Origin of the sequence: Acidiphilium acidophilum, from assembly GCF_033842475.1 — a bacterium.
In the GTDB taxonomy this organism is placed as follows: domain Bacteria; phylum Pseudomonadota; class Alphaproteobacteria; order Acetobacterales; family Acetobacteraceae; genus Acidiphilium; species Acidiphilium acidophilum.
Genome location: NZ_JAWXYB010000018.1, coordinates 2,367,642 through 2,388,644 on the forward strand (window position 1 = coordinate 2,367,642; position 21,003 = coordinate 2,388,644).

15 protein-coding genes and 1 pseudogene are annotated in these 21,003 nt (G+C 63.9%); 11 read left to right on the forward strand and 5 right to left on the reverse strand.

All coding sequences use genetic code 11. The annotated features are described in order from the left end of the window. Positions 1-227: 227 nt before the first annotated feature. Together SIL87_RS13875 and SIL87_RS13880 are read right to left on the reverse strand one after the other, a co-directional pair. Positions 228-1,268, reverse strand: coding sequence for a class I SAM-dependent methyltransferase (locus tag SIL87_RS13875; RefSeq protein WP_319614751.1), 1,041 nt, complete (start codon positions 1,266-1,268; stop codon positions 228-230). Between the two features lie 267 nt (positions 1,269-1,535). Further along, a complete protein-coding gene (locus SIL87_RS13880; protein ID WP_319612376.1) occupies positions 1,536-2,708 on the reverse strand; it encodes an IS4 family transposase in 1,173 nt (390 codons plus the stop codon). A 200-nt stretch (positions 2,709-2,908) separates the two neighbouring features. Between SIL87_RS13880 and SIL87_RS13885 the strand changes: the two genes are divergently transcribed. Next, positions 2,909-4,033 carry a thioesterase domain-containing protein gene (locus tag SIL87_RS13885; RefSeq protein WP_319614752.1) on the forward strand — a complete coding sequence of 375 codons (1,125 nt, stop codon included), beginning with the start codon at positions 2,909-2,911 and terminating at the stop codon, positions 4,031-4,033. Then, on the forward strand, positions 4,030-5,514 hold the full coding sequence (locus SIL87_RS13890; RefSeq protein ID WP_319614753.1) for a class I adenylate-forming enzyme family protein: 1,485 nt from the start codon (positions 4,030-4,032) through the stop codon (positions 5,512-5,514). Before SIL87_RS13885 ends, SIL87_RS13890 begins: the two co-directional genes overlap by 4 nt. A 79-nt stretch (positions 5,515-5,593) precedes the next feature. On the opposite strand, the gene SIL87_RS13895 is transcribed toward SIL87_RS13890, so the two are convergent. Continuing rightward, positions 5,594-6,760 carry an ATP-grasp domain-containing protein gene (locus SIL87_RS13895; protein WP_319614754.1) on the reverse strand — a complete coding sequence of 389 codons (1,167 nt, stop codon included), beginning with the start codon at positions 6,758-6,760 and terminating at the stop codon, positions 5,594-5,596. Then, a complete protein-coding gene (locus SIL87_RS13900; protein ID WP_319614755.1) occupies positions 6,757-8,010 on the reverse strand; it encodes an NAD(P)-binding domain-containing protein in 1,254 nt (417 codons plus the stop codon). The genes SIL87_RS13895 and SIL87_RS13900 overlap by 4 nt, the downstream gene beginning before the upstream one ends. Before the next feature lie 162 nt (positions 8,011-8,172). On the opposite strand from SIL87_RS13900, the gene SIL87_RS13905 reads away from it, so the two are divergent. After that, complete coding sequence (locus SIL87_RS13905; protein WP_319612908.1) at positions 8,173-9,120, forward strand: IS1595 family transposase; 948 nt, start codon at positions 8,173-8,175, stop codon at positions 9,118-9,120. 70 nt (positions 9,121-9,190) lie between these two features. Here SIL87_RS13905 and SIL87_RS13910 read toward each other — a convergent pair. Then, positions 9,191-10,207 (reverse strand): annotated as a pseudogene (locus SIL87_RS13910) (glycosyltransferase family 4 protein); the annotation flags it as partial. Positions 10,208-10,339: 132 nt separating this feature from the next. Between SIL87_RS13910 and SIL87_RS13915 the strand changes: the two are divergent. The 8 genes from SIL87_RS13915 (at position 10,340) to SIL87_RS13950 (ending at position 20,999) form a co-directional block, all read left to right on the forward strand. Continuing rightward, positions 10,340-11,485 (forward strand): glycoside hydrolase family 5 protein, encoded by a 1,146-nt coding sequence (locus tag SIL87_RS13915; RefSeq protein WP_319614756.1) that lies wholly within the window; start codon positions 10,340-10,342, stop codon positions 11,483-11,485. 289 nt (positions 11,486-11,774) lie between these two features. After that, positions 11,775-13,295 (forward strand): sugar transferase, encoded by a 1,521-nt coding sequence (locus tag SIL87_RS13920; RefSeq protein ID WP_319614757.1) that lies wholly within the window; start codon positions 11,775-11,777, stop codon positions 13,293-13,295. Positions 13,296-13,325: 30 nt separating this feature from the next. Further along, a complete protein-coding gene (locus SIL87_RS13925; RefSeq protein WP_319614758.1) occupies positions 13,326-13,988 on the forward strand; it encodes a P-loop NTPase family protein in 663 nt (220 codons plus the stop codon). After that, positions 13,985-15,475 (forward strand): lipopolysaccharide biosynthesis protein, encoded by a 1,491-nt coding sequence (locus SIL87_RS13930; RefSeq protein WP_319614759.1) that lies wholly within the window; start codon positions 13,985-13,987, stop codon positions 15,473-15,475. The genes SIL87_RS13925 and SIL87_RS13930 overlap by 4 nt, the downstream gene beginning before the upstream one ends. Then, entirely contained in the window at positions 15,472-16,416 is a 945-nt protein-coding gene (locus SIL87_RS13935) for a glucosamine inositolphosphorylceramide transferase family protein (protein WP_319614760.1), read from the forward strand. Before SIL87_RS13930 ends, SIL87_RS13935 begins: the two co-directional genes overlap by 4 nt. After that, positions 16,413-18,728, forward strand: a complete 2,316-nt coding sequence (locus tag SIL87_RS13940; protein WP_319614761.1) for a glycosyltransferase — start codon at positions 16,413-16,415, stop codon at positions 18,726-18,728. The genes SIL87_RS13935 and SIL87_RS13940 overlap by 4 nt, the downstream gene beginning before the upstream one ends. A 124-nt stretch (positions 18,729-18,852) precedes the next feature. After that, on the forward strand, positions 18,853-19,599 hold the full coding sequence (locus tag SIL87_RS13945; protein ID WP_319615985.1) for a WecB/TagA/CpsF family glycosyltransferase: 747 nt from the start codon (positions 18,853-18,855) through the stop codon (positions 19,597-19,599). Next, positions 19,596-20,999: a VpsF family polysaccharide biosynthesis protein gene (locus tag SIL87_RS13950; protein WP_319614762.1), complete on the forward strand. Its 1,404-nt coding sequence runs from the start codon at positions 19,596-19,598 to the stop codon at positions 20,997-20,999. Before SIL87_RS13945 ends, SIL87_RS13950 begins: the two co-directional genes overlap by 4 nt. Positions 21,000-21,003: the final 4 nt, after the last annotated feature.

Consider the following 21,003-nt stretch of genomic DNA (forward strand, 5'->3'; position numbering starts at 1 on the left):
TCTTTCGTGACGAATCCGACCATCCAGAACAAGCTTCCATCAAATACGAGATCAAGTCTCAGAAATAACAATCAGTCGATTATAAAAAAATTAGATCCATTTATGATAAAAACACGGCTTGGTACAATATTGGTACAGCGTCACCTACCACTAGAATAGATCCGTTACGAATTCAACAATTTTCGTGAATGTGGTCTTGGCGCGTCACGGTTCCTTCACCCCTTTGTTCAGGCGCGTGCTTGGGTTTGGCGGTCATAGTAGGTCACCATATCCTTCGGTTGAACGCTCTGCCGATCGCTGCGCCGGCCCAGAAAATAATGGCCGCTCGCCGCATCGGCGTTCGGTGCGGCACGGGCAAATCGCTCCAGCCATCGCAGCCCGAAAAAGGGTGCCACGCAGATTGTCGCAACCGGATTCCGGACCCCGAACGCGCGCAGATAATACCGCATCGACCATAGCAACGCGGTGCCGGCTCCACCCACCGTGCCCGACTCGATTTCGTCGAACCGCCGGAACAACCAGCGGTGACCGCTTCGGGTAAAGCGGGTGAAATCGAATGCCGCCTCGTGGACCTGCTGCATGAACGGCGTATCGGCATAAACCAGCCCCTCAGGGTGCAGCACGCGGTGAATTTCGTTCACGACGGCCTGCGGCTCCAACACGTGTTCGAGGACCGCCTGAACGATCACCGCATCGAACACGCCGTCCTGAAATGGCAAGGCATGACCATCCGCCACCAATTGCGTGTTTACCGACGCATAAACATCGGTTCCGACCACCTCAATGGAGGGATCTTCGTAGAGCGCGGTGATTCCCGATCCGATCGCGCCGCCGCCCAGCACGAGAACGCGCGGGCGAGACGCTTGGCGGCGCAAATGGTGCAACAGTGTGCCGCACATCCGCGCCGCCTCGGTGTTGTGGCCCAGAACCGCGCGGCGCAGCATCGTTCGAAGGCCCCGGCCACTATCGTCTCGCGGCAGAACCGAACCACGCCCGGCTTCGTAACTCGCCCGATCGAAAATGCTCGTCTCGAAATCGACCAGCACGGGTTGGCCCTGCGTCACCGGAAATCCAACGGTTGCATAAAGGCAGGTCACCTCGCGGCAGACCCATCGCGCGCTCGCCGGCTCGACCGCGCCATGGCAGCGCGGGCAGCACAGGATGGTCCGCAAATCGGTGCGCAGCGGGTCGGCGGGGCAGTTAGGATCGGAATCGATCAGCGGGTGGTCGGGATCAAGCCGGTCGGCGGTGCTGGCGTTGCTGAGCATGGATCAGACCCCGTACGTGCAAATAAAATTAGAGAAGATCACGAAATCAGCCACCCAACTCGCAGCGACCAGCCTCTAAAGACAAAAAATATCAAAAACGAAACATAAACTCAGAAAATAAAACAAAACAGCGTCAGTTCCCACACATCATGGAGGTGCAAGTCAACATCAACCCTGCTATACTGCAAGTATTCAAGGATGGCACCATCTAAATTCAGGTGTCAAAATAAATTTTACTACTTCCGCGTAAGCTCACTCATCCCCTCATTACGTAGCCGGCATGGAATTGCCGAATATGCCGCTGCTGCGCAGCATTTCCGTGAACCGCCGCATCAGGGGCAGTAGCCGGTGCTTCGGCATGTTCGGGATCAATTCATAGAGCATGCACCCCTGACGGAACAACGAGTGTGAGCGGGTCTTCGAAGTGTTGGACTTGAGCTGTCGATCCATTCCCAGGCTCTCGCCTGCCGTCCCGAGCATGGTCAGCAGCGCCATCGCAAACGCGCTGATGAGCAGCAGCCGATCGCGCCGCTCTGGTTCGGCGATGCGGATCTCAGCCATCCCCATCCCAAAACGCAAATCCTTGACGTCCCTGAAGCTGGGTTCGATCGTCCAGCGCCGGGAATATTGCTTGATCAATGTCCCTGCAGACGCCACGGCGTCACTGCTCGCCAGGCACCACGGCTCCTTCATGTCACGCGCATGTACGCACACCACGGCACCGACCTGATAGGCGTGCGAGGCGGTGACGCGCGCACCACGCAGTTTGCGCGCCCGGCCCGATTTGCCGACCCAGTCCGCCGCGGTTCGCGTCTCGCCTGCGGCATCGGTGACATGGATGTTGCCGCGGAAGCGAATGATATAGGCAAAGCCAAGCTCCGTAAGATACGCGAACAGCTTGTGGTCACCGAAGCCGCGGTCGGCCAGGATGGTCACGCGGCAGCCGGGCGGGACAACCTCCGACAGGCGGCGCAGGCAAGTATCCTCGATGGCGTTGCGCTGATCTTTCAATTCCTCTTTCCACATCGACAGCCACAACAGAGGCATCGCCCGGCCATGCTTGCTCACCAGGTTGAGCGCCAACGTTGCCTGATCGTCGCCGTCGAAATCCGTCCAGTCCATGGCAACGACGATGTCGGTCTGCGAACCCACCAGATGCGGTACCCAACGGGCGAAGCTTTCCCAGACGTCGATACTCTCGTTACTGAGCATGCGATCAACCTGCTTGATCGCGTGCTTGGTCACCAGCCCGCGCGCCTGTGCCAACGCCTGACCGATCATCGCGACGGCGAGCGACGCGCCGGTCATCACGCCCAGTGTCGCAGCAGACAGGGAGTCAACGCGTTTGGCGTGGAGATCGTGGGCATACAACTCGTCAATGAATGCGCGGATGTCCTTCAACCGCCCACCATCACGCTTTTTCGATGCTGCAATTCCCATGATCCACCCTCATCCATGCATTCCAACGCTTGGTAGAGAATCGCAGCGAATCGGCGCAATACCTGGACCTATGGAAAATGGGGGGATTCCTGAGCCGCGTAAGAGGAATCGCATTATGCAACTTCTGATTACAAGACCCCACTCATGCAGGGGACGATCGGTCGCCACGTTGATTACCGTGACCACGAAAGTATCCGCTTATGCCGGGCGTTGAATTGTCCTGCCGAACCGCGTCCCAACCGGCACCGCAGCACGCCGATGTCATCGATCCCATCGTGAACTGGCTGATTGCGCAAGTTCAATCGATATTACGTGGCCCGGCACCCCACCCGGATGACGATTTCTTTGATCTCGGCGGCGATTCCATGAGCGCTCTGGCCCTGTTCGATGCCATCGAACAACGTTACGCCTGCGCGCTGCCGCTCACCACCATTTACGATGCGCCGACCATGACCGATCTCGCAGCCCGGATCGTAGCCATCCGACCCACCGAGACGTCCCCCTCGTGCCTGATCCCGCTCAAGGCCGCCACCCAGCCACAAGCGCGCCACGGCGCCGTCATTCTCATCCACGGGATCGGCGGCCATGTGTTCGATCTGCTGCGCCTCGGGGCGATGATCGAGTCGCCCCACAGCATCGCGGCTCTCCGGGCGCGCGGCCTCGCCGCAGGCGAAACACCGGTCGACCGGATCGAAACCATGGCGGACAACGCCTTCACCCTGATCCGCGCGACATATCCCGACCAGACGATTCATCTGGCCGGCTATTCGTTCGGCGGGATGCTTGCGATCGAAATCGGCCGCCGCCTGCGCACCGCCGGACTCAAGTTCTGCAGCATCACCCTGCTGGACACCTATCCCCAGCCCCGGTGCTGGCCGCGCGCGCAGGCGCTCGATGTCCGCCTCCGCCGCATGCGCAATCAACTCACCACCCTCCGCACGTCCGACTGGCCCACCCGGATCGCCTACGTGCGCCACCGACTCGGCTTGTGGGGCGACGCGGTTTCCGCGAAATCCTCGCGTGCCGGCTGGCTCGCCGCCCCCGACGGCGCCACCCCGGAGATTCGCGCCGTGTTCGAGGCCGCTTCCGTCGCGATCGACCAGTACCAGCCGACGATGTTCGAGGAGCCGGTCACTTTCATCAAACCGGAGACCGCCTCGGTGTTTCTCCCCACAAGGCCACGCGCCGTCTGGCAAAAATTCATGCCGCAACTCGATGTCCAGACGGTCCCGGGTGATCACATCACGATGCTCGACGAGTACGCACCCGATCTTGCCGTCCTGCTGTCACGCATTATCGCGCGGGCGGATGGCCGCCCGGCATGAATCCCCCAGTTCTGCCCGAATTCGAGCACATCGCTGCCCCGCTCGCCCATTGGGCCGCTCGCACACCCGAGCATCCCGCGCTGATCGAGGGCACCAGGGTCTGGACCTATGCAGACTTGAACGAAGCCGTCATGGCGGCGCGAAACATCCTCCTCGCGCAGGGTGTCATCCCCGGCGATCGCGTCGCCATCATGGGCGATAACACCGCCGCCATGATCATCCTGCTCCTTGGCGCAAGCCATGCGGGGGCCTGGATCGTGCCGCTCAACCCCCGTTTGTCAGAGCGCGAAATCGACGAGGTCGGCCATCACGCCACGCCGACCTGCCTGTTGTTCGCCACCTCTGCTTCCGCGAAAACGCGCCAGCACGCCGAACGCTGCAACGCCGACCCCCTCGTCATCGCCGGTCTCGGCGGCGTGGCGGTCATCAGGACCGACCACCCGGCCCGCCCCGAACCCGACCGAAACATCGCTGCCCTCATCTACACCTCCGGCACGACCGGTCGCCCCAAGGGTGTGATGCTCACCCATCGCAACCTCACCGTCTCGGCGCGCACCTCCGGTGCCATCAGGGCGATCGGCCCTGACGATCTCGTGTATTCCCCGCTGCCGGTCAGCCATATCCTCGGGTTCACCGGCGTCATGCTCGGCACGCTGACCTACGGCGCAACCCTCATGCTCGCCCCGCGATTCGATCCGCCCGGGGCTCTGCGCGCCATTCTGCACCACCACATCACGCTCATGATCGGCGCGCCGTCGATGTTCGCATTGCTTACCGAATATGCTGCCCTGCAAGGCATGAAGACCCTGCCGCCGCATCGCCTGCGCCTGATCGCCAGCGCCGGCGCCCCCCTCGACGAGACGGTGAAGTCCACGGTCGAAGCCTGCTTCGGCATCGTCCTGAACAATGGTTACGGCATCACCGAATGTGCCCCCACCATCGCCCAAACCCGGATCGACCGCCCGCGCCGGGATTGCTCGGTCGGCATGCTCCTCCCCGGGCTCGAAGCCCGCCTTGCCGGCGAGTCGAACGGAATCGGCGCCCTGCACCTACGCGGCCCCACGATCATGGCCGGCTACTACCGCGACGATGCCGCCACCGCTTCCGTGCTCGACCACGAGGGCTGGTTTGACACCGGCGACCTCGCACGCTTTCACGATGATCATCTGTTCATCGTCGGCCGCAGCAAGGAGCAGATCATCCGCTACGGCTTCAAAATCTATCCGGTCGAAATCGAAGCGGTGCTCAATGCCCACCCCGGCGTCCGGCAATCCGCCGTGATCGGACGGGGCACCGGCGCGCATCAGGACGTCATTGCCTTCGTCGAACCCGCCGCCGATGCCAAGATCGAAATCGCCGAGCTGCTCGATTATGCGGCTCGCTCCCTGGCCGATTACAAGCGCCCCACCGAAATTCATCTGAGCCCGGCCCTGCCGATGGGCGCCACCGGTAAAATCCAGAAATCCGCCCTGATCGCGTGACGCGAGCCCGGTTCATCTGACCGGAATTGCGCGCAAGCCGCCTTGTCGGCTACCTGCCGAATTCATCCCGTCTCACGCGTCAATACGACCGATCTTCCCAATCGAGCCGGAGATTTTCCCGAATGTAGGGCACCGGATCGGACAGGACATAGCCGAGCATGGCAACATCGCGGCGCCCCAGCCGCCAGGGCGTCGGCAACGCCGCCAGAATCGCTTTGATCGAACGCACGGCATCGCCCGGCTTCGGCGCAACCGGCGGTTCGTCAGTCGGGATATTGGCCATCACCGCCAGTCCCAGTGCCGGGAAATTCACCCCGAGCAGCATCGACAGCGGCATTTTGTAAAACACGCGCGGATTGCATTCCAGGAAATGCACCTGCCCCGCCGGATCGAGGCGCATGTCGAAATTCAGGATACCGGAAGCGGAGGTTGCCGCAACGATCCGGGTCAGCGCATCCAGCACCACCGGCAGATCGAGGGCGCTATAGGTCGCCCGCCGCAGCCGGTGGCAGATATACCCGATCACCCGGCCGCGATCGGCAAACACGGTCGCTCCGATGTCATCCCCATCGATGAAACGCTGCACCAGCACCGGCTGGTAATCGATCGTGGCGGCGATCGCCTCGGCCTCGGTCGCGACCACACTCACCCCCCGGTTGCCATCGAGCGACAAGGGTTTGATCACGGCCGGGATCGGAGTTTCATCCTGCGCGATGCTTGCCAGCAGTTCCGCACGATCTCCAAAAACCCGGGTCGGCGGACATAATATCCCGAGCGTCTGGCACAAGGCAGTGAAGCGCGCCTTGTCGTTCAGCACATCGAACGTCGCGAGGTCGGGCATCGGAAAGCAGTGCGTGCGAAGATATGGCGCCATCGCGATCAACCAGCGCGTGCTCGGCTGATCGCCCGCGAACACGAAATCGATGTCGTCCCGCACGATCAGCTCGTTCACCGCCGCGATCATCGCATCATCGCAGGTGCCATCGAAGGTGTGTGAGGTTTCGGTATAGCGTGCGCAGAACCGCGACCGGCGCAGGCCGTCCGATCCGGTATTTCCCAACACATGCACCGTAACGCCCGCGGCGGTGAAGCAGCGCAGCGCGCGATAAGGCAGGGTGAACAACCCGCATACCAGCAGGCCGCGCAACGGGCGTGCCTCCATGATTGAGGGTCGCGCCTGCTGGTCGGCCACCGGTGGGGCCGGTGTCGCTGCCAGCGCAACCTCGCGAAACGCAACGTCACTCATTCGCCAGCCTGACCGTAAGCCGCCGCCGGGGGGCCGAGCGGCACGGTAGTGCTTGCTGCACGGGGGAATCGGCGAGCGAGATGCCGGCCAAGCACCGGCGTGGTGGTACCCGCGCCGAACACGAAGCGCATCACCGGGCCGAAACTCGGCGCGGCGACCGGCCCGATCATGTAGAGCCCCGGCACCGAGGTTTCGAATTTGCGCGACAGCGCCGGTGCCGTGCCACAGGTGCGGATCGCACTCGCCAGCGCCGGGTCCAGCATCGCGATCCGCGCGACATCGGGCCGAAACCCGGTTGCCGCCACCACGTGATCGACCTCAATCCGGTGCGCCGCGCCATGCCGGTCCTTCAACGCGAACGTCACCACACCGTCATCGGCGGACACCGCCATGGTGGTCATGCCGGAAAGGATCGGCACCTTGCCTTCAATGCGGTCGCGCATGAACCAGCCCGGCGCGGGGCCCAGTGTCGTCTCGACGACGCGCAGCCGGACCGCTTCGGGCAGTGCATGAAACAAGGCCGGAAAATTCACGTAAAACCACAAATCCCAGCCGCCGCCGATCCCGGTATCGGGCCTTCGGATGCGGTGGCGCAGCGGTCGGCGATGCGACGGCGGATGATGAAACGCCACGCTTTCGCGGCGTGTAATGATCCTGGTATCGGCCCCGGCCTCATGCAGCGCGGCGGCGACATCGATTGCCGACGCGCCCGAGCCGACCACCGCCACGCGCTTGCCCGCGAGCGCCGCGACCGGCCCGTGCTCGACGCTGTGGGTGATGCAGTCCGCCGGGAGTGCCGCAAGATGACGCGGCAGATAGGTGAACGATCTCACGCCGACCGCAACGACCACGGCACGCGCACCGACCTCCTCGCCATCCTCAAGCGTCAGGGAAAACCCGTTGCCGTCGCGGCGGATCGTGGCAACAGTCCGGGGATCGGCGTGCGACACCATGCGATCGCGAAACCGCGTGCCATACGCATGGAATTCCTCCACTGTGATCGGCTGTGTCACCACGAAGCTGCCGGTCGTTTCGATCTGATACCGGCTGATCGGAAATCCCGATCCCGGTGCCGGCAGATCGGACGATTGGCCATCCGATTTCAGCTTGGTGCCGGGCGGCATGTTGTCCTGCCAGAACGACATTGCCGGGCCGAACACGCAATGATCGATATCGCTTGATTTCAGAAAGGCGGCTAGAGACAGGCCATATGGCCCGGCTCCGACAATGGCTACATCAAGTTTTTTCATGTCATATTACCTGCTATTTCATAATATATTATTACGTCGTATCAATTCTTCTGAGCCAGTTTCTGGAAATATTTCATTTATGCATTCCTGCTTACCCATCTTGATCCGCCGATTTCTCTGCGGTACGAAACGGGAACATAGCGATATGATCTGGAGGTTTCGATGGCGCGCAACGCTGTGCAATTTCAGAAAGGGCTGAGCGAGGCTGAATTCGACGGGCTTTACGGCACGGAGGAGCAATGCCGGGCGGTGGTGATCAAGCTGCGGTGGCCGAACGGCTTTTCCTGTCCGGTCTGCGGTGGGACGTCGCACAGCATCCACACATCGCGGGGGCTGTTTCAATGCACGCGCTGCCGTCGGCAGACCTCGCCGACCGCGGGAACGATCTTCGCTGCGACGAAATTGCCGCTGCGTACGTGGTTCCGGGCGATGTACCACATGACGCAGAGCAAACAGGGGATCTCCTCGATCGAGCTCGGCCGACGCCTCGGTGTCCGCCAGACGACGGCGTGGATGCTCAAGCACAAGCTGCAGCAGGCGATGATGGAGCGTGACGGACGCAAACGTCTGAAAGGGCGGATCGAGATCGACGACGCGGTTCTCGGCGGTCAGCGCTCCGGTGGTAAGCGAGGACGCGGCGCGCCAGGCAAAACCCCGTTTGTCGCGGCGGTCGAGACGACCGAAGACGGCAAGGCGGTCCAGTTGAAACTGCGCCGGGTCGCGGGGTTCACCGGCCAGGAGATTTCGCGTTTCGCGTTGCGCAGTCTCGATCCCGCCTGCAATGTGGTCAGTGACGGGTTGGCCTGCTTTCATCGGGTCACCGACGCCGGGTGTGCGCATCAGGCAATCGTCACCGGAGGCGGTGCCGAAGCCGCGCGTCACCCGGTGTTCCGATGGGTCAACACAACCCTTGGGAACATCAAGTCCGCGATCGTCGGCACCTACCGGGCCATCAGCAGCAAACACACGCCGCGATATCTCGCCGAATTCGAGTACCGCTATAATCGCCGATACGATCTCGCCAGCATGATCCCAAGGCTCGGATACGCCGTCGTCCACGCCCCGCCAATGCCATACAGACTGCTGAAACTGGCGGAGGTTTATGGGTAAGCAGGTATGCATTTGCAATCGCCAGGCGGCGATAGAGAGCCGCGATACGATCAACAAAAATCTCCATGGTGAATTCCTGGCGGTACAAACAGCGCCCTCCCGCCGCGAGTCGCTCGGCCAGCGCGGCATCGTCGATCAGACGACGCAGCGCGCTTGCAATCTCGCGGCTGCCGCCGGGCGGCACGAACAGGGCGGTCGAATCATCGTCCAGCACCTCGGGAATACTGCCGACCGGCGTGCAGATCACGGGTGTGCCTGCTCCCAGTGCTTCCAGAACGACCAAAGGCAGACCTTCATGATAGGAGGGCAGCACCAGCACATGCGCGCTCGCGGTCAGTTCGGCGGCGCGCGTCCGGTCGATCCAGCCGGTGAACGAAACGCGGTCGTCCAGCCCCAGTTCCCCGGCCTGCCGGCGATAGGTTTCGATGGCGCCGCCACCGGCGAAGATCGCCTCGAAACGGCATCCGGCGAGCATCTGATCAGCGAGCGCCACCAACAGGTCGCCCACGCCCTTGCGGGGTGTCAGGTTGCCGAGAAACAGGATTCGGAATATCGGCCCCCGGGCGGTCGGCTCTCCCAGGGCAATCACCGGCACCCCGTTGCGGATGACCGCGATCCGGTCGGGTGCCACTCCGATCGTGTTCACCAGCCAATCGCGCCAACCGGTCCCGAGAACCACGCACAAATCCGCCTGCCGAAAGACACCGCGGGCAAGCCAGCGGCCCCAGCCGGGCAAGCCGTCATAGAACGGCCGGATTTCAGCCGCGTGCAGATGCAGCAGCACCGGCACGCCGACCAGCCGGGCGGCAAACGCCACCACCCCCTTCCGGACCAGGCTGGCGCGTTCCGCGACATGGATATGCACAAGACCGAGCCGCCCGCGCGCCGCACCGAGCATAACGCGCACAAGTACGACCATCAGGTACCAGGGCGACCAAACCACAGAGCCCGGCCCCCGCGCATCGACCGGGATCAGACGCAGCGGCAGATCCGCCGGGGCATATGCCATAAGATAAGACACGACCTGCCCCATTCCTCCTCCGACGGCGGCGACTGGACAGACCAGAAAACAATCTTTTCGTCGCATCGATTTGCGCACTGGAAAAAATCTCAATAATTATAATAAAGTATAAAAATAAATATACTGTTTTTCGCTTTATTGGTTTGCTAGCATGATTAAAATGAAACACGCAATTGATTTCGATGACGACGTTTCCGCATGGCTGCCGCGCCAGTGATTGCGGCGCTGCCCACCGTCGTCGCGGCCGCCAGTCGACTGCCACCTGGATATCTTCATACGTCGGGCAGTCAGATCGTGGATGCGGCGGGTCGCCCGGTGCGGATAGCAAGCGTCGGGTGGAACCAGCATTTCGGTGACGTTCCAGCCACGGTGAACGCGATCGCGGCCTCGGGGTTCAACACCATCCGGGTTTCGTGGGACGACGCCGATCTGGCTGCCGACCGCGTTCTGCTCGCCCATATCGTAGCGGCGGCCACCAGATCGGGGCTGAAGGTGATCATCGATCACCATAACAACGAAGGCTTCACCAACCCGCGTGACGGTTACGGCGCCCAGCAACGCAACGGGCTCTGGTTCGATCGCGGGCCGGGCACCAACAACACCAATGGCGCGGGCGTCCCCGGCACCGTCAGCGCGGCACGCTTCGAGGCTGACTGGCTCACCATCGCGCGGGTTTTCGCCGGTAATCCGACCGTCATCGGCTTCGATCTCGATAATGAACCGACCGCCAACGGTCACATCACCTGGGGCGGTGGCGGCCCGACCGACATTCACGCGATGTACCAGACCGTGGGCGACGCGATCCAGCGCATCGATCCCGGCGTGCTGATCATCGCCGAAGGTCCGCAGAATTATCGAACGTCCTTCGCCCATCGCGGCCCGGCACCGGTCGGGGATCTGACCGTGGCCGGCTCGATGCCGGTGGTGCTCACGATCCCCGACCACGTGGTTTATTCAGTTCACGATTATCCAACCGGGATTTCGAATTTCCGCCCCGATTCGGGCCCGGCAGCGATTGCGCAGATGAACCGTGTCTGGGGTTATCTGGTGACCGGTCATATCGCACCGGTCTGGATCGGCGAGATGGGCAGCAGCATGAAAACCGCCAATGACCGCGCCTGGGCGGCGACGCTTCTGGGGTACATGAACGGGCAGGATGGTGCCGAAGGCGGCCCGGTGTTCACCGCCGGGCAACAGCCCGTGCCGGGTGACTGGTGGGCCTGGGGCTATTTGCCGGGTCAGGCGCCCGATGGCACGCTCAACGCCGCCGGAGGTTTGCGACGTTCACAATATCGCGTTTGGCAACAACTCCTGCCGATTGATCCGGCGCGTCAGCCAGGATAAATCAGCCCAAATCATGCTTATTAAATAGAAAACGCTCAGAAAGAGATTTCGATACCTATAAATTACCAATTGTATTTGTTTTTAAAGTTTCAGTTCTATTTATTTACATTTTTTTCTGTTGTTTTGGGAGCGCAATTTAGCTAGTAATTAATCCATTGCTGCGCTGCACCTTTCAACTGTTACAATGATTTTCTGCAGAATTTTCTTGGCTGTCGTGCCGATCTTTTCATGAACGTGACCCTCGCGGGTCGAAGAATCCGGCAGATTATTTCAAAACGAGGCGACTGCATTGTCTTCGGATCATTATTCCAGCCCGACCAGCCTATTTCAGCAGACGCATTCTGGCAGGCCGGTTGCCGGGCGGCTCTCGCCCGGCACCGGCTTCTCGCTTCTGGCAGCCTTCGGCGAAGCCGCGATCATCGCCGGGGCCGTCGCCGCCGCCCTCCTGTTGTTCCGGTCCACCAGTTCTCTCGGCTGGGCAAGCTGGGTCGCCCTGATCGGTCTGCCGCTGTCCACCGTGGCTATTCTCGCCCAGCGGCAGTTCTATGCCGCTCACAATCTCCTGTTCGCGCGATTCCAGCCACTGCGTCTGACCGGTGCCTGGATCGGGGCGTTCGCGACCACCATCGTGCTGGCCACGCTCGCCCGGAGCATCGAGCCGGTGCGCCTGCACGAAATCGGCATGGTGCCGCCGGAACTCGCCGTCCTGTTCGGGGCCGGGCTCGGCGCGCTGTTCGCGGGCCGGGTTGCATGGGCGGTCGTTCGCCCGCGATTCGCGATTCATGCCGTGCCGCGGGTCCTGTTCATCGGCGCGCTCGACGCGAGCCGCCGTCTGCTCGCCCAGTTGCACGAGGAGGACACGATCCATCTCGTCGCCACGCTCGACTATCGCGACGACACGATCGCTCGATCCGCCACGGCGGATTTGGCTTCCGTGGAACCCACTCTATCGGGTCACGACCGGCTTGCCGCAATGCTGGAGCGCGAGGCGATCGATGCAATCCTGATCGCGCTGCCGCACACGCCGCAGGATGCAACCGCCGCGATCGCCGCCGCCGCGCAGAGTTGCGGGGTCACCACGGTGGCCCTCCCCGGCCGGTCGCTGCGGCGCAACCCCGCCGCCGGCTTCACCACCCTCGGCGGTGTGCCAGTCCTGCAACGCGAGACGACGGGCCTGCCGCCCGGCTTCATGGTGCAGAAGCGCCTGTTCGATCTCCTGCTCGGTGGGCTGGTCCTGCTCGTCATCGCCCCGGTCATGGCGATCATCGCGGTCCTGATCCGGCTCGATTCGTCGGGTCCGGTGCTGTTTCGCCAGCTGCGGGTCGGTCGCGGCGGTGCGCTGTTTGAAATCCTGAAGTTCCGCACCATGCACCATCAGGTCCCCCGTGATCCGGGCCAGGATCACGGGGCGGTGCCAGATCAATTACAAACCGCGCGCAACGATCGGCGCATCACCCGCCTCGGCGCGGTATTACGCCGGCACAGCCTCGATGAACTGCCCCAGATTTTCAACGTGCTGCGCGGCGATATGTCGATCATCGGCCCCCGCCCGCACGCGGCCGACATGACGGTCGAGGGCATGCGCCTCGAAGCACTGGTACCCGACTACACCGCGCGCTTCGCGGTCCCGCCCGGGATCACCGGATGGGCCCAGATCAATGGCCGTCGCGGCATTCTCGACACCGCCATCGCCCTGCAGAACCGGGTCGACCACGACCTCTATTATATCGAAAACTGGTCACTCGGCTTCGATGTTTCGATTCTGCTGCGCACCATCCTGTGCGTAATCCGCGACGATCAGGCGTTCTGAACCGCCCCTTTCCCGAGAGTGTCGAACAGCATGAACACCCATTTCCGTCCCGTCCAAAGTGAACACCCCGTTCGGGATCACCTCGGCGACTCCACGACCGCGCGCCCGCTGACCACCACGACAGCAATCCATACCGAACCGCTGCCATACGGGTTCATCGCGCTGTTTCAGACGATCGAAACCCTGAGGGTGCCGGATCGCAGCTTCATCATCCAGTTCGTGGCACCGCACCCCGGTGCCGGCACCTCCACGGTCGCAGCCGGCTTCGCCATCGCCGCAGCGCAATCCTACCGTCGTCCGGTCCTGCTCATCGATGCCGGTGCCGCTTATGCCGCCGGCCCGTTGGAGCCGGTTCCGACCGATACGGCCTATCTCATGAAATCCACCCTCCGGCCCCGGGCCGAGCCTTTCATCGATCCGGCGGAAACCAGCCTCGAAAACCGCCTCGCCGATCTGCGCCGCCATTACCATGCCATCGTGATCGACTGCCCCGCCCTCGGCCGTTCCGCCGAAGCCGTCACCATCGCCCGCCATTGCGATGGAACCGCACTGATCGCCGCCGCCGCGCGGTCTTCAGCCCGCGAAATGCTTGCCGCGCGTGATGCCATCACGCAGGTCGGCGGTCAGATCCTTGGTGCGGTGTTCAACCGCGAGCGCAGCTATCGCCCGCGCTGGCTGGGGGGACAAGGTTGACGTCGCGACCCTGCGCCGAACCGCAACGCCGCAACCTCCACCGCCTGATCGCGGGCTATCTGCCGGCCACGATCATTCCTGCCGTGGTCTCGCTCGGCGTCGTGCTCGCGTTCACCCGCCTGTTGTCCCCCGCCGAATACGGCCGGTACAGTCTAGCATTCACCGCGCTGACGGTCATGCAGGTCTCGTTGTTCTACACGTTGAGCCTCGCGATCGTACGGTTCTACCCGATAGCGGCGCGAAACGGCACCACGTCGGATCTGGTGCGAACCAGCTATATCGGCATCCTGGTTGTAGGCCTGGTTGCAGCGGGTGCGACGGTTGCGGTTCTGCTGTTCGTTCCGCTCCCGCCCCGGCTGGTTCCGGTGCTCTGGCTGGCGGTGCCGCTCCTGTTGCTGCGCGCCACCGTCTCGGCCGGGCAGGCGGTGCGCCGCGCCAGCGATTCGGTCCGCGCTTATTCGATCGTCGAATGCGGGCAGTCGATCATCGGCTTCAGCGCGGGTGTCGTGCTGGTGATCCTGCGCGGCCCCACGGCCATCAATGTCATGCTCGGCCTCATCATCGGCGCCGCGACCATGCTGGCGATCGGCGCGCGGGATTTCTGGCGCGCCTTCCTCGCAGGGCGGTTCGACGCCACCCTGCGGCGCGATGCCTGGGTGTTCTGCGCGCCGCTCGCCGCGACCTACGCCGTCAGTGCCGCGCTGCAATACGGCGACCGCTTCATGGTCGCCGGGCTTGCCGGGGTTCAGGCGCTGGGCATCTATACCGTAGCGACGGTCCTGGTCGACCGCCCGACCTCGCTTGCGGGCATGGCCATCACCACGGCGACATTCCCGCGCGTCGTGCACATCATGGAAAACGAGGGGGTCGAAACCGCGCGCACGCAGCTCGGGTTCAACGGCATCCTCCTGCTCGCGGTCGCCGCACCGGCCTGCCTCGGCCTCATGCTGATCGCCCCGCAACTCGCGTTCATTTCGGTTGGCTCCGCGTTCCGCACCGGGCTGGTGAAACTGCTGCCGATCGTGGCCGCGACCGCGCTGGTCCGCATGATGTCGGCCCATTTCATCGATCATGCCTATCACCTCGCCCGCCGGTCCGACCTGATGCTGCTGGCTTACGGCCCGCTCGCGGTGCTCAATCTCGGTATCGATGTCGTGCTGATCCCCCGCTACGGCGTACTCGGTGCCGCCTGGGCCGCGTTCGGCTGCCTCAGCCTGCAATGCCTGCTCAGCGCGATCCTGGCCCGCCGGGTTTTTCCGCTTCTGCTGCCGTTGGCCGATATCGTGCGTGTCGCGGTCGCCATGATCCCGATGGTGGTGCTCGCGCGCATGATCACGCTCTCCAACCCGTGGCTTCATCTCGCCGTGATCATGCTCGGAAGCATCCTCACCTACGCGGTCATGCTGGTCGCCGTGGATCTCGGCGGCCTGCGCGGAATGCTCGCCACACGGCTTCGTCGCGGTGTCACCGTTCAGGGGCGGGCATGAGCGCGGCCTACACCTCGATCGATCCTCCGCGCAGCTTCCGCCGCGTCTGGCGCGACCGGCTCCTCTGCGAATGGTGGTCGATCGGCATCTGCGCGCGTTCGATCGGTGAGGTGCTGGATCACGGTGCCTTGGGGCCGGTGCACTGGCTGGAACCCGCGCGCGGTGCCGCCTACCGGGCCGATCCGTTCGTCCTGCCCGGCACCGGGCTGCTATTGTGCGAGGAGGTGCCGCTCGCAAGCGGCATCGGGCGTATCGTGGCCTTGCGCGCGCATGATGGAAGCTTCGCGCCGGTGCGCACCTTGCTCGACGACGGTATCCACCGGTCGTACCCGTTTATCTGGCAGGACGGCGGCGAGAGTTTTCTGCTCCCCGAATCTTCTGCCGGCGGGCCGACCATACTCTATCGCATCACGCCCGATCTGCGTCTCCAAACCGTCACCACCATCGCTCCCGGCCGCCGGCTGGTCGATGCCACAATGTTTCGGGCCGGCACGCGTCTCTGGATCGCGGCGACCGATCTCGAATACGGCACCAACGACAATCTCTGCCTTTATCACGCCGATCATCCGGCCGGCCCCTGGCTGGCCCATGCGTTGAACCCGGTCGTGACCCACCGCCGCACCGCCCGAAGCGGCGGCACGCCCTTTCATCACGCGGGCCGCTTCTTCCGCCCGGCACAGGACTGTAGCGAAACCTATGGCGGCGCGCTGATCATCACCGAAATCACCGCATTGACGCCGGATGTTTTCGCCGAACGCATCGTCTGCCGGCTCGCCCCCGACCGGAACGGTCCGTTTCCCGACGGGCTGCACACTTTGTCCTCGGACGGCGAACGCTGCTTCGTCGACGGCAAGCGCATGGTGTTCGACCCGCGTGTAGTCGCGGGCAAAATCGCGCGCCGCCTGACCACGCGCCCCCGTACACTGAGGCTGGTGGCATGAACCCGCCCCTCGACCATACCGCGTTCGACCGGATCACCACCGGGTCCGACACAGCCGAAGTACCCTCTGGCGCTTCACCCCCGCCGCCAGCCTCGATCGTGATCTTCCTGCCGTCATTGACCATCGGCGGCGCTGAAATATCTCTCATCCGCCTTGCCGGAGGGTTCGCCGCCACCGGAGATCGCGTTGCGGTCGTGGTGCAGACATCGGTTACCGGCGAGACTATCCCCCTGCCGCCAGAGGTCGAACTGATCGTGCTCGGCATCCGGCGCACCTGGGCCAGCCCGTTCGCATTGGCGCGTTTCGCCGTCGCCTGGGGTGCGGATGTGATGATCGCGGCGCTGCCCCACAACAATCTCGCCGCCATTTTCGCAGGCCGGATCGCCCACCTCCGCTATCGCAGACATCTGCGCGTGGTCGTGACCGAACACGCCCCGATCGGCGCTCTGATCGCCGCCAACCGCGGATTTCGTTATCGTATCCTGCCGCTCATGCAACGGTGGCTCTACCCGATGGCCGACGCGGTGGTCTGCGCCTCCAGCGGCATCGCGACCGAGCTTCGCGCCACCCTGCCGGTTCGCACCCCGATCCACACGATCTTCAACCCGATCGTCTCCAAAGTTCTTTCATCCGCCGAACCAACCCCGCCGCCTGAGCCCGATCCGGCGCGGTCCGTGCTGATCGTCGCGGCAGGGCGGCTGGCGCCCGAGAAGGATTTCGCGACCCTGCTTCGCGCCTTCGCCCTGCTGCGCGTGCAAATCCCCGCCCGCCTCGTCATCGCCGGGGAAGGAACCGAGCGCCCCCGCCTCATGGCCCTCGCCGCCGCTCTCGGTATCACGAGCGATGTCGAAATGCCTGGGTTCGTGACCGGTCTGCCCGCCCTGCTCGCCCGTGCCGATGTATTCGTCAGTACCTCCCGCTTCGAAGGATTCGGCAATGTCATCGCCGAAGCGCTTGCCTGCGGCACCAGGATCGTCGCAACCGACTGCCCGGTCGGCCCACGGGAAATCCTGGCTGGCGGCGCTTTCGGCACGTTAGTACCGGTCGGCGACGCCCCGGCGATCGCCGGCGCGATCTCTCACGCGCTCGATCACGATCACGACCGCGCCGCACTGCGTCATCGCGCGGCGGATTTCACGGTCGAGGCCAGCATGGCGGCCTATCGCGCGGTGATTACCCCTGCCGGTCGGCCGTTGTCGCTGGCGATCTACATGCACGACTTCAGCAGCGGCGGGGTCGAACACGCGGTTCTCAGCCTGATCGGCGCCTTCCGCGCCGGAGGCATCGATGTCACCCTTCTGGTCCATTCCGATGCCGGGGAACTGCGCGGGAGGCTTCCACCCGACCTGCCGGTGGTGAATTTCGCCACCGGCCGGACCATCGCGGACCTGCCGCCGCTCATCCGCTATCTGCGCCGAAACCGGCCTGATATCCTGCTCGCCAACCTCGACCACAACAATCTGATCGCCACCTTGGCAAGCCTGATCGCGCGAACCGGCACGCGGCTGGTCATCGTCCAGCACAATGCGTTGAGCGCCGAAGCCTCTGCCATGCCGAGCCTGAAATACCGCCTGCTGCCGCTGGCCTACCGCATTCTCGCTCCCCGCGCCGCCGGAATCGTTGCGGTATCGGCAGGGGTTGCCGACGATCTGGCCCATTGCGCCGGGCTCGACCGCGCGGCCATCAGCGTCATCAACAATCCCGTCGTCGACGACGGTTTCGCCGCCCGCACCGCTGCCCCGGGCCAACACCCGTGGATCAGCGAGGCCGCGACAATACCCCTGTTCGTCACCGCCGGTCGCCTGGTCGCCCAGAAAGACCCCGAAACCCTGATCCGCGCCTTCGCCATCGCCCGCGCCAGACATCAAATGCGCCTGATCATGCTCGGCGAAGGCCCGTTGCGCCCGAGGCTCGAAGCCCTGATCGCCGAGCATGGTCTCGCTGATGCCGTGCAGATGCCGGGCTACGTCGCCAACCCGCTCCCCTGGTTCGCCGCCGCCACCGGCTTCGTGCTCGCATCGCGCTACGAAGGGTTCGGCAACGTGCTGGTCGAAGCCATGGCCTGCGGCACGCCGGTAATCAGCACCGATTGTCCCCACGGCCCTGCCGAAATCCTCGATAACGGCACTTACGGAACACTGGTCCCGCCCGGCGATATCGAAGCGCTGGCCGACGCACTGGACCCCGACCTCCGGCGGCATTGGCCCGCGGCAGCCCTGCGCGCGCGGGCCGATCATTACACGCTCGCCGCATCCGCTTGCTGCTACCGTTCCCTGTTCGCCCGCCTGATGGACCGGCGGGCGGTATCATGAAGGACATGATGGCGAATCCCGATTTTCGTTCGCGGGACTCGCGCGCGCGGTGCCCGATCCAGCCTCGATCCCGCAGAATTTTCCGCTTCCATTTTGCGCACAGGCGGCCTTTCCTTTGTCTGCCATGACCGCACACCCTATTTTCGGACTGATCCCCAGCACGCTCGATGAAGCCGGCGTCACCTTGCGCCTCGCCACATCCTCTCCGGCAGGCGCAGGTGCCTGCCTCATCGTGACCCCCAATCTGGACCATATCGTGCAACTCCGTCGCAATGCCGCGTTTCGCGCCGCCTATCGCCGCGCCGTCCTCATTCTGTGCGATGGATTTCCAGTGCAGTATTATGCACGCCTGCGGGGTCACCATGCGCACCGGGTCACCGGTTCCGGGCTGATCGCGCGAGTGATGCAGCATCCCGACCCCCCCATGCGTCTGATGTTCGTGGTCGATCGCCCGGAAACCGCCGAGGCGGTAGCCGCCTGGGCGCGCGCGCACGGCATGATCGATCAGGTGGCCACCGCGATTCCGCCCGTCGGCTTCATCGCCCAGCCCGCCGCATGCAGTGCGCTCGCAACCGCCATCGCGCACCATCGGCCAGGCCTCCTGATCATGGGCGTCGGCGCGCCCCAGAGTGAAATCTTCATCGACCGGTATCATCGTGACCTGCCCGATTGCTGGGCGCTCTGCATCGGCCAGGGCGTCAAAATGGCACTCGGCCTGGTGCGCCGCGCACCGCCGGCGGTGCGGACCCTGCATGCCGAATGGCTCTGGCGACTGCTGCAGGAACCGCGCCGACTCGCCGGCCGCTACGGCCTCGGTGCCTTCCGGTTTGCCGGCGCGATTGCCGCCGATCTGCGAGGCTCCCGCTCATGACGCCTCCTGCGTCCCGCGCCCTGCGCCCGCTGATCCCCTCCCGCCGGCCGCCTTACGCGCCGCCCGTGGCCCCGCGCCTCAGTGTCGCGCTGGCCATGCTCTCGCTCGCGATGCAGCTGACCATCTCGGCCAACCTGCTGATGATCATGGGCATTCACTACGACATTCCCGGCGGCAGCCCGATCGTCAAAATCAACCCGGCGACCTATGTGGCGGTCCTTGCCCTCGCGATCCGCCTGTTCGAAGGCGGCGACCCGTTCGGCACCCTGATGCGCCTGTTCGCCGCCAACCGCCTGATCGCCACCTTCGTCATCGCATTCATATCCTGCATCGCCTATTCGCTGATCACGATCGGCGTCACCGGTTCCGCCGCCCTGATCGACAGCTACCTCTCGGCGGGCATCCTGCTCCTCGTGCTCTGCGACATCTCGATCGCCGAACGCCGCGTCCTCGGTGCGGTCATGCTCTCGCTCTACATGCTCAACGTGGTCATCGCGATCACCGAGAGCCTCACCCGCCACCTACTGGTCGGACTCTATATCGGCACCTATCAGTATAAAGCGCCGTTCCAGGTGTTCCGGGGCGTCGCCCTGTACGACCATCCGCTGACCGGCGCGATGATGACGTCGATGGCGATCTTCCTGCTGCTCCAGATGCGCCTGCGCCCGCTATTCACCACCGTCCTGCTCGGCCTTTCACTGGTCGGTCTGTTCGCCTTCGGAGGCCGTGCGGCGCTGGTTGCCACCGTCGCCGCTCTCCTCGCGCTCGGCGCGTGGTTCCTGGCGCTCGATCTGCTGAACCGCCGCCTCACGGCGCTGAAACTCGCCGCGATCCTCGGCGGCCTGGTGCTCAGTTTCGCCCTCGCCTGGTTCGTCATCACCCAGACATCGATCGCCGATCGCATCGTCAGCCAGGATTACGTCGATACCAGCGCCAAAGTCCGCGAGATTCAGTTTCTGGTCCCCGGATTGATGGATTTTCGTGAAATCCTGCTCGGCATCGAGGTCAACCGCATGCCGCAACTCCTGTCAGAGGTCGGGCTGCACCCGCCCTTCACCGGCATCGAAAATTTCTGGCTGGTCGCCTTCGTCAATCTCGGGCTGATCGGCTTCTCGGTCTATCTGCTCGGCTTCATGTCCCTGATGATCGATCTTTGGCGGCGCTCGCCCTTGTTCGGGCGCGTGATGCTCGTGGTGGTCATCATGGTCGCCTCGACCAGCAACTCCCTTGGGGCGAAAAGCAACGTGCTGTTCGTGCTCACCGGCGCCCTGGTCGCCTGCTCGGGCTACGCCGAACCACGCCGCGCCCCGATCGCGGCCAAGCCCCGCTCCGCCGGTTTCGCCCGTCCCGTTCCGCCGCACCGCGCGCTCACCCCGCTCGCGTCCCTGTCCCGAAAGTAAACCG